This is a genomic window from Marinimicrobium sp. (assembly GCF_002695945.1).
Taxonomy (GTDB): Bacteria; Pseudomonadota; Gammaproteobacteria; order Pseudomonadales; family Cellvibrionaceae; genus Marinimicrobium; species Marinimicrobium koreense.
In genome coordinates this window covers 17,696-27,196 of record NZ_NZQP01000065.1, presented here as the reverse complement: position 1 = coordinate 27,196, position 9,501 = coordinate 17,696, and the positions used below count along the sequence as shown (strand labels likewise).

The following is a 9,501-nucleotide window of genomic DNA, read 5'->3' as shown; positions in this document are numbered from 1 at the left end:
GGTGGCAGGCAACGGCATTGGCGATGCGGCGGTGGGGGTATACGATCTGGAAAATCGGGTCATCCTGGGCAGAACCAGCCTGCACAAGCACTTTGACCATGATGATCACAATACCCCCGCGTCTTTTGCCCGTCCGGACGACAGTCTGCTGGTGGTGTACGCCCGTCACAGCACCGAGAACAAGCACTATTACCGCTTCTCCGATAGCGACGACTACCTGAGCTGGGGCGAAGAGCACACGCTGGAGAGCGGCGAGCCGGTTACCTATATGAACCTGTACGCTCTGGCCGCCGAAGACACTCTGTACAACTTCTACCGGGGCATCGAATGGAACCCCACCTTCGTCACCTCCAATGATGAAGGCGCCAGCTGGGGCGATCCCGTACACTTCATCAAAAGTGAGGTTGAAGGGCGCAACCGGCCCTACCCCCGCTACGCCAGCAACGGGCAGGACACTATCGCCGTTTCCTTTACCGACGCCCACCCAAGGGTACACGGCACCAGTATTTACTACGCCGAATTCAGGAACGGCAATTTCTACAAGGCCGACGGTAGCTTCATCAAAAACCTGAAGGAGGATGGGCCGCTGAAGCCATCAGAGGCCGAGCGGATATTCGAGGGCGGGGGCGGCGGTTTCCGGGGCCACGAGCTCAGCGCTCACAACAGCGCCTGGACCAGCTCGATCGTTCTGGACGAGCAGGGTCATCCCCATATCGGCTACTCGCTCTACCTGAGCAATAACGACCAACGCTACCGCCTGGCGTCCTGGGATGGAGCGCAGTGGATTGATCGGGAAGTGGCCCACGCCGGCGGCCGACTGTACGAGCGCGAAGCGAGCTATACCGGGCTGATCACGCTCGACCCGTCAGACCCGAACCACGTGGTGATTTCGACAGATGTTCACCCAAAAACCGGGGAAGCGTTGGGTGGCAAACATCAGATTTTTCGCGCACATATTGGCGAGGGACAGAAAACCGCTGACATTCAGTGGGAACAGTTGACCGATGACCCGGCGCGCCACAACATCCGCCCCATGATCATTCCGCAGGATTCCCATAGCGTCATTGCCTGGCAGCGCGGGCAATACACTACCTACACCGATTATTACCTGGATACCGTGGGGATCGTTTACTGATCAGCGGGTTTTCCACATATTGGCCACGGCCTTGTCGCTTCCGAGAAGGCCCACCACCGCACAGATAATACTGCCCGACAGAAAAACCACGGCGGGGATAAGACCGCCCAACACGGAAAACTTGATGGCCGCAAACAGGGAGCCCGACGCTATGACCAGGAACAGAACCGCCACCACAATCAGAATGGTGCGGTGCAAGGGCTTGTAAGCATAGCGCGCTTCGCCCTTTTCGAAGTGATTGAGAATCGGCGAAAACAGCTTTTTCATAGAACCCCCGCAAAGATTCGCGATTATAGAGCCATAGTCTCCGCCATTACCACCGCCAGCCCGGTCAATCCAAATTATTCCTCAGCGCACACTTTGGGCGGCGCGCCCTACCCAGAGGATGGCAACACCGCCCCGCAATTGCTCAGTACCGCGGATGCGCAGATGTACTCGTCCCAGTATGGGCATCAATCATCCAGCTCAAAGACTCCGTTCAGGAACGCAATCATATCGCTGACCGTCGGTTCCGAGAGTTCCTCAAAGCAGCCCTGGGTGTAGTCATTGCAACCACTGTCCAGAAATCCGTGACCCCTGCCTTCGTAAATCTTCAGGGTGGCAGGCTGGCCCAAGGCCTTCAGCGCATCCACATAAGCGCGCGCACTGGCCGGAGTCGTCAGCTGGTCTTCCGACCCGACGTGAACAAACTGGGGTGGTAAGGGGTACTCCTCGGCACTGACCAGGTACTGATCCGGTGATACCGCCTGATAGTACTCGGGATTATCTTCGACATTGATATCGTCGCCAAACATGCCGCGCGCCTCGGCGCCGCCCCAGGCCCAGAACGGATTGCTGTCCTGCTCGAAACCACCTTTGGCCGATTCGTACAGGCTGAACGCCGCATAGCTCAGAATGGCCGCCTGCACCCGCAACCCATCCTCCCTGGCTACGGCCTCGGCGGTCATCCCCTCAGGCAAGTAGGTCGGGGTGAAACCCAACGGTTTGGAATCAAAGCCGTCATTGCTCAGCGTGCGCCCCGCCAGCGTCACCATGGCCGACAGATGCCCGCCCGCGCTATCACCGGTCACGGCAATGCGATCCGGGTCGCCACCGTAGCGCTGGATGTTGTCTTTCACCCAGAGCACCGCTCCCATGGCATCTTCCACGATTTCATCCATGGTGGTGGTGTTATCCAGGTCCCCCAGCAGGCGGTAGTTGATGTTCACCGTCACCAGATCAGCACGTCGGGCAATGGTGTCCGCCAGGTCCGTCATGATGGACTGATCGTTCACCAGCCAGCCACCGCCGTGAATGACCACCAAAACGGGCCGGGCCTGAGTGTCGGTTTGCGGCACCGCAATATCCAGGGTCAGATCAAACCCTTCCGGGCTGGCCCAGACGATATCTCGATGATGGTTGATTTCGTGCTCCACGGGTACGCTGGAGCATGCAGACACGGCGAGTGCGATACACACAGCGCCGAGTATCTTTGTCAGGAATCTCATATCCAATACCTTTGCCGGGAATAACGTTATTGTGGACCATCGACCATAATGGTCGGATGCACTTTAACAGTATTCCGGCAAAAGCTCAGCCCCAACTAATTAACGGTTCGAACTCTCGGTGACAGGGCTTTCAAGGTGGTAAAGCCCGCCCGTATCCGTGCGGCGGTGGTGATCCAGCACATCACAGCGAAGAGGCCCGCCAGCCAGGGGAAGTATTGCGGGAACAGGCAGAACAGCACCAACGCCACGATGGTCTCGGTGCCTTCGGCCAAACCGCCCATGTAGTAGAGGGATTTCTGCGGATAGTCCGGGCTGTCGAGCTGGTATTTGTTGGCCATAATCGCGAAGGCGAGAAAGGTGGTGCCGGTGCCGACGAAGGAGAGCATCAGCAGCGCGGACCAGAACGCGTTCTGCTCCGGGTTGGCGAGCAGAAAACCGAAGGGAACGGCATTGTAGAAAATGAAATCCAGCACGATATCCAGAAAGCCGCCAGAGTCGCTAATGCCCTGAATTCTGGCAAGGGCGCCATCGAGGCCGTCGCTCAGGCGGTTGAGCACAATCACCACCAGTGCGGCGACGTACCATTCCAGCGCGAGCAGTGGAATGCACAACATCCCGATGACGAAACCGCCGACAGTCACCTGGTCGGCGGTAATGCCCAGGCGATCCAGTCGTGCGGCAAGCCAGCGCAGCGGCGGGCGGGTCAGTGGAATCAGGCGGGTATCGAGCATTAAGCGACTCCGGGAAGGTTAACGCGGCGCGAAGCGATAGCGCGCCCGTCGGTTCAACAGGGCGGCGGATAGTAACAGTATCAGGGGCAGCAAGAGTTGCCAGAACGCATAGAGCCCCAGCAGACGGCGGTCCCCACCGCTGCCAATATTGACCGCTTCGGTGGTGACGGTCACCACACGGCCGGCCCCCAACAGTTGGGTGGGCAGGTACTGGGCGACACTGACCGAAAATGCGATCACCCAAGCATAGAGTATCGGCTGCTTAAGAATGGGCAACAGGATCCGAAACCAGCAGGCCGGCGCTGAGTAGCCAAGGCTCTGGCCCACCAGCAGCCAGCGTCGATTGAAGCGGCGGTAATCACCGGAAAGCATCAGGTAGGCGTAGGGAAAGGTGAACACACAGTGGGCCCAGAGCACCCAATACCAGTGCGGATCGAGACGCAGCGCACTCAGGCCAAACTGCCAACCCATCACCAGCGGCAGTTGCGGTACCAGCAGTCCCAGCAGCAATACCCACTGGGGCCAGAAGCGCTCGCGCCGGGCCTGCCATTCCAGGCATACCAACGCCCCGACTAGCCCGACACTGGCGCTGACCAGCGCAAGCCCCGCCGTCTGCCAGAGCAGCGGCGCCAGAAACGGCCATTCACTCTGCCAGGTGGACAGGCTGAACGTGCCGGGCAAAAGATCCGGATAGAACCAGCTTTGCGCCAGCGACCAGACCACCAGTGCCGCCATGACCCCTATGGAAAGCATCGCCATCAAAGGCAACCACAGGCGCGCGATGGAGTGCATCAACAAGCCCAGGCCGCCGAGCCAGGGCAACACAGTGACCTTCGCCCGCCGGCACCCGCGCACCAACCCGGCATAAAGACGTTCGTGCTGCCGGTTCAGCCACAGGAGAAGGACCGCCAATACGATGAGCACCAGGCTGCCCAGCAGTGCCGAGTGAGCCGCCTGAGCCGAAAAGTCCTGCTGCCACTGAAACACCTGCTGGGCCCACACGCCCGGCAGATTGGGGCCGATCAATAGCGGTACATCCACCACCGACAGGGTGTAGATCACCACCGCCGCCATGGGCAGGCGCAGCCTGGTCAGCAGCTCGGGCACCACCAGTTGCCACCAACTGGCCAGTCGGGAGTGGCCCAGGGTCTGCCCCGCCTGCAGGTAGCGCTCGGCCGGGATCTGGGTCAGGGCGCTCTGGATCATCAGCAGCAGAAAGGGGATTTCCTTCAGCAGCAGCACCCAGAACAGGGTGAACAGAGACCGATCCGCCAACAAGGCCGACGCCGGCGGTGACTCAAAACCACCAGACAGACTGTGCCATCCGCGCACCAGCCAACCAGTGGGACTGAATAAAAACAGCACGCCCACGGCAAAGGCCAGATGGGGAATGGAGAGCAACGGGGCGAGCCATCCGAGCAGGCGCGGTGATGTCCGCGCGCTGAAAGCCAGTGCCACATAGCAGGCCAGCAGCGGCGCCAGAGTCGCCAGCACCAGAGAATAGCCGATGGCCGCGGTCAGTCCCGGCGCCCGCACAAAATCAGTGACTGCGTCGGCACTCAGCCCGACCAGTTGACCCACGTAGGGCCATACCGCGACCGTCAGGGGCAGGCCCAGCAGTAAAGCCAGACACAGCCCGGCCGTCGTGCTCAGGGTCGGGCTTACTGGTAGCGCGCGAGCCAATGTGCCTCCAGCCGTTCCTGCCAGCCGGCGTGCAGCTCCTGAGCGGTGGGCAACAGCGCCTCCGCCTCATCCAGCCTGACCACCGCCGGATCGCCCCAATAGCGCGGGTCCGCCTTGCGGGCCTGAGCACTGCGAGAAATCAGAAAATTGATCACTACTTTCGCCGCCGCTTTGTGGGAGGCGTTGTGCGGCACCGCCAGGTAATGGCTGTTGGTGATCGCGCCCTGGGCAAAATAGTGCTGGGTTACCGTCTCCGGCAACCGGCCATTGCCGACTTTGCTGTCCATTTCCTGAGGGTTGAAGCTGAACGCCGCATGCAGCTGCCCATCCGCCAGCCACTGCAGTTGTTGCGCCGAGTCTTTGGGAAACGCCTGGCCTTTTTTCCAAAGTAGCGGATGCAATTGGTCAAGATAATCCCACAGTACAGGCAGCAGGTCCCGTTCGGCACTACGACTGGGTTCGCGGTAGAGCCGCTCGTCATTATCGGCCAGAGCCTGCAGCAGGGACTTCAGAAAGGTGGTGCCAATAAAATCCGGCGGTTTGGGATAGCTGAGCCGGCCGGGGTTCTGTTCGGCATAGGCCAGAAGCTGCTCTGGCGTGATGGCTGGTTCGGCAAAGCTGCCGTCGCGGGCGATGATGTTGAACTGGCCCATACCCCAGGGCACTTCGAAGCCGTCCACCGGCACCCCAAAGTCCGTCAACAGCGGCAACTCGTCCGTGAGCAGATGAACGTGATTGGGAATCGCACTCAGCAGATCCGGCTCCAGCAACTTACTCTCTTTCAGTGCGTGAAAATTTTCGCCGTTGATCCACAGAAGATCTATGGCTCCGCCCTGCTTCCGACCGGCAGCCTGGTCGCTGCGCAAGCGATGCACCGCTTCGGCAATGTCGCTGACTTTGACGTGGCGCAGGTTGATGCCGTACTGCCGATTCAGGTGTCTGCCGGCCCAGCGCAGATACTGATTGACCGAGTTTGAGCCACCCCAGGCGTAAAAGAACACCGTGCTGCCGCGCGCCTCCTGCACCACGTCGGACCAGTCCTCGGCGGTTTGTTCGGCCTGGACCACGACCGCGCTGCTCATCAGAAGCAGCGCGGTCAGGGCGCGCTTAAAAGCGCTGGGTAAACTGCAATTGAACATGCCGTGGCAATTCCGGAAAGACCAAAGAGGAACCAAAATACCCGCCTTCAAACACCGGTGTCCAGTTTTCCTCGTCGGTGAGATTGAATACATCCAGGCGGATGCGACTGGCGCCCTGATTGAACTCATAGGCCAGGTTGGCATTCAGGGTGAACTGCTCGGGAACGGTGACCGTTTGCAGATAGTCCAGCGGATAATCGCTGGTCAGCACGGCGGAGCCACCCACCGACCAACCCTCGGCAAAGAGGTACCCACCCGCCGCGGACAGGCTCCAGTCCGGCAGGCCGTGCAGACGCTGGTTGGACGCGGGGAAGGCAGCGAAGTTAGGCGCACCGACACCGGTGCCCTGAATGATATCCGGGCGGGAGTCATCGAAGGCATCCGCCACTTGTTCCGCGGCCTGAAACGCAGCGGAATTATCGAACTCGGCATCCAGCCAGTTGGCGCCCACGCTCATCCAGGCACGCTCCCCGCGATAAAACAGTTGCGCCTCCAGTCCTCGGGTGGCCACCCCACTGTTACTGCCATCGCGATTGCGCAGGCTGCGGGTCTGATCGAAAACCGCCGCATCCGCATACCAGGGTGAACCAGCGGGCGCGTATTTCAGGCCAACTTCATGCAGGGTATTTTCGGTGGCAAAGTTGAGCGGATCGATCTGGTTGTTCCCCCCAAGCACATTGCCACCGGCCATGCTGTTGGAGGTGGATTCGCTGTAGCTGCTGGTGGCGTAAAGGGTTACCGATTCACCAGATCGATAATGCAACGTCGCTTCACCCGCTTTCAGGAAGTCGTTGTGGTTGTCCCGCGCCGCCTCGACGCCTTCAGGTGCGATGGGATCCCGAGCGGTAACATCGTACCAGTCGCCCCGTGCGCCCAGCGTCAACTGCAGGCGCTCGGTCAGCGGCTGTTTGTGTTGAACAAATAATCCGCCCTGCACACTGGAGGAATCCGTCGTGTCCGACAGATTGAAATCCCCCACCCCGTCGCCGTCGATGTCGTACTGGGCTCCAGGAGAAACGAACAGGCCCGGGCGCAATTCAACCAGACGCGCCTTCTGTACGTCGGTCAGCGGGATTTCCCGATTGCTGAGCGGACCGGTCAAGTCTGTGGGCAGATCGGCCTCGGTGGTGAACTGGCTGTAGCCGAGCACGTCGTTGTAACGCAGGTTGGCGCCCACCGTGGTGTTGTGGATGTGCAGCTCGGTGCGGTTTTCCAGCGTATCGGCCCCGTCGACAATTTCCACAAAACTGTTCTGGGCGATTTCCTCGCGCTCCAGATGTTCGTAGTAGGAACGGTTGACCAGGCGAATGGAGTCCGCCAGCTCAACATTGAACACCGAATGCAGCAACAGGGTTTCCGCCCCGTTGATGTCGTCCGGGTGGGTATGTACCCGGTTGCGGGGGATCTTTACCTCGCCGGTTGGACTGACGACCGCAAAGGCGCCCGGCACCCTGGAGCCATTGGGCTGAACACCCTGCCCCTGCACGTAAAGACCGTGATCAATCAGATCCTGGGTCGGGCGATTGATGCCCGCATTATCGGTCCACTCCACATCGTAGTATTCCAGCGACACATTCCACTCAAAATGATCGCTGGGCAAGATACGGTAAGCGGCAAACAGGTTGGTGCTGTCGAGCCCGGCATAGTCGTAGAAACTGCCTTCGTCTTTATGCTCCAGGCTGATCCGGGCCCCCTGGCGCTCCGGATCGATCACCCAGGAATAATCCAACTGCGCACCGTACTGGTCCCATTCGCCACCGGTCAGACTGACGCGGCCCTCCGGCTCACTCAGGTCCGGGCGCTTGGGCGTGATATTCACAAACCCGCCGGTGCGCTGAGTGGTGCCGAGAATCACCGAAGGGGTACCGCGCACGATATCGATTTGGCCAACCGAGTTGAACGACAACGGAATACCCAGACCGTTATTGCCCACCTGGCGACGCATACCGGCCGAGAAGACTTCGCCCAACTGACCGCGCAGCGTCGGCAGACTGGGCGCACCAAAGCCTTTGGCCTGGAAGGTGTTGGGAGCGACCCGCTGCAGCTCCTGCAGGTTGTCGATGGCCGCTTCGTTCAGCAAATCTTCGGTCACCGGGGTGATTGAACGGCCGATGTCGGCGATGGTCTGGCCCAGGCCAAAAGGCCCGTCGACTTCGTCGCTGCGCACATTGCCCATACCACTGAGGGCTTCGCCCACCACGAGGACATCCTGAATGCTGCTGGTTTGGGCGTGAGCGGGTAGCGCGGCTATGAGGACGGCGCTGGCGCACAGGGTTCGCGGAATTGACGACCGCACTCGTTTGGACAATCGGTTTTTCATTAACAACTTTGCTCCATTTGATACATTCATCGTTGTTTTACGGCGGATGCGGATTTATTCCGCTTCGCTTAGCCCCTACGTATACGGTGGCGCGGGGTATTACGTTGGGTAACGGCGGATGCGCTGCGCTTATCCGCCCTACGCGACCCTCAGAGCTATCCGTAGGGGCCGAGCGCAGCGGTGCCCGCATCCGCCGTTGCCATGCCCGAAAACGCTCACTCATTCAGCGTCCAATCATAATCGAGAAAGCGATACACCACCGCCCCTTCGCGGAGCTGCTCTCTTTCGGCTTCACTCAACCCGAGGCTATCGGCATAACGCAAAAAAAACGCATTCAGGCTGTCGATACCCTGCCAACCGCGCTCAAAATCTTCCCGGTACCATTTAAAAATGGAGGACACCTCCAACCGGCCATCCCGATAGCGATTGCGGGTCTCGTCTTGCAGAAAACGCTCGGTACTGTCTTCCAGTTGTTGCTCGATCTGCTTGGCGGTAAACGGCTCTGTACGCAGCGCCGGGCAGCCAACGGAGGCGCAATTGACGGCGAAGTGGATACGCGGCTCGTTGTAGACACCGGGCTCCCGGATGATCTCATGCTCTACCTGATCGAGATGCATCTCTTCTCCCAACAGGGTGAAAAAGCGCATCTTCCAGGGATTCTGCCAGAACGTGCCAATATCCCGAATGGAGTCGACCGGGTAATGGTCAACAATGAGTTTCAGGGTAAAGGCGTTGTAGGCATTGATCAGGAAGGCGAGTTGCTGGTCGCGGCTCCACGTTTTGAACTGGGACTTTTCGACGCCGGAGAGTTGCCCCAGGTATTGATTGAGGGTGTCCGGAGCGGCTTTGAGCGTTTCGTAGTCCACGGTGGAAGCGGTGCCTTCTTCATTCCATTGGACGTGGTTTTCGAGTACCTGAGCGTAGGTTTTGTGCTGGTGGTCGAAGTCGCTCGAAATAGCCAAACCACTTAGCATGGATAAGGCAACGAACACGATTCCGTGCATAG

General features: G+C 59.7%; 8 protein-coding genes. 1 reads left to right on the top strand and 7 read right to left on the bottom strand.

The window, feature by feature from the left end; all coding sequences use genetic code 11:
- The coding region (locus CMG77_RS14975; protein ID WP_286905035.1) for a BNR-4 repeat-containing protein at nt 1–1,135 on the top strand (1,135 nt) is incomplete at its 5' end.
- On the opposite strand, the gene CMG77_RS14970 is transcribed toward CMG77_RS14975, so the two are convergent.
- From CMG77_RS14970 to CMG77_RS14940, 7 genes are all read right to left on the bottom strand, one after another.
- Complete coding sequence (locus CMG77_RS14970) at nt 1,136–1,402, bottom strand: hypothetical protein (protein ID WP_286806798.1); 267 nt, start codon at nt 1,400–1,402, stop codon at nt 1,136–1,138.
- Between the two features lie 185 nt (nt 1,403–1,587).
- Nucleotides 1,588–2,622, bottom strand: a complete 1,035-nt coding sequence (locus CMG77_RS14965; RefSeq protein WP_246004378.1) for an alpha/beta hydrolase — start codon at nt 2,620–2,622, stop codon at nt 1,588–1,590.
- 95 nt (nt 2,623–2,717) lie between these two features.
- Nucleotides 2,718–3,353 (bottom strand): CDP-alcohol phosphatidyltransferase family protein, encoded by a 636-nt coding sequence (locus CMG77_RS14960; RefSeq protein WP_286806800.1) that lies wholly within the window; start codon nt 3,351–3,353, stop codon nt 2,718–2,720.
- Between the two features lie 18 nt (nt 3,354–3,371).
- Entirely contained in the window at nt 3,372–5,036 is a 1,665-nt protein-coding gene (locus CMG77_RS14955; RefSeq protein WP_286806802.1) for an ABC transporter permease, read from the bottom strand.
- A complete protein-coding gene (locus CMG77_RS14950) occupies nt 5,015–6,175 on the bottom strand; it encodes an ABC transporter substrate-binding protein (protein ID WP_286806803.1) in 1,161 nt (386 codons plus the stop codon). Before CMG77_RS14950 ends, CMG77_RS14955 begins: the two co-directional genes overlap by 22 nt.
- Nucleotides 6,144–8,483 (bottom strand): TonB-dependent receptor, encoded by a 2,340-nt coding sequence (locus CMG77_RS14945; protein ID WP_286905033.1) that lies wholly within the window; start codon nt 8,481–8,483, stop codon nt 6,144–6,146. The genes CMG77_RS14950 and CMG77_RS14945 overlap by 32 nt, the downstream gene beginning before the upstream one ends.
- A 227-nt stretch (nt 8,484–8,710) precedes the next feature.
- Entirely contained in the window at nt 8,711–9,457 is a 747-nt protein-coding gene (locus tag CMG77_RS14940; RefSeq protein WP_286806806.1) for a DUF547 domain-containing protein, read from the bottom strand.
- Nucleotides 9,458–9,501: the final 44 nt, after the last annotated feature.

Excerpts from the sequence above, each read along its gene's own strand:
- CMG77_RS14970 (WP_286806798.1), bottom strand. The coding sequence starts at position 1,402 with ATGAAAAAGCTGTTTTCGCCGATTCTCAATCACTTCGAAAAGGGCGAA.
- CMG77_RS14965 (WP_246004378.1), bottom strand. The coding sequence starts at position 2,622 with ATGAGATTCCTGACAAAGATACTCGGCGCTGTGTGTATCGCACTCGCC.
- CMG77_RS14950 (WP_286806803.1), bottom strand. The coding sequence starts at position 6,175 with ATGTTCAATTGCAGTTTACCCAGCGCTTTTAAGCGCGCCCTGACCGCG.
- CMG77_RS14960 (WP_286806800.1), bottom strand. The coding sequence starts at position 3,353 with ATGCTCGATACCCGCCTGATTCCACTGACCCGCCCGCCGCTGCGCTGG.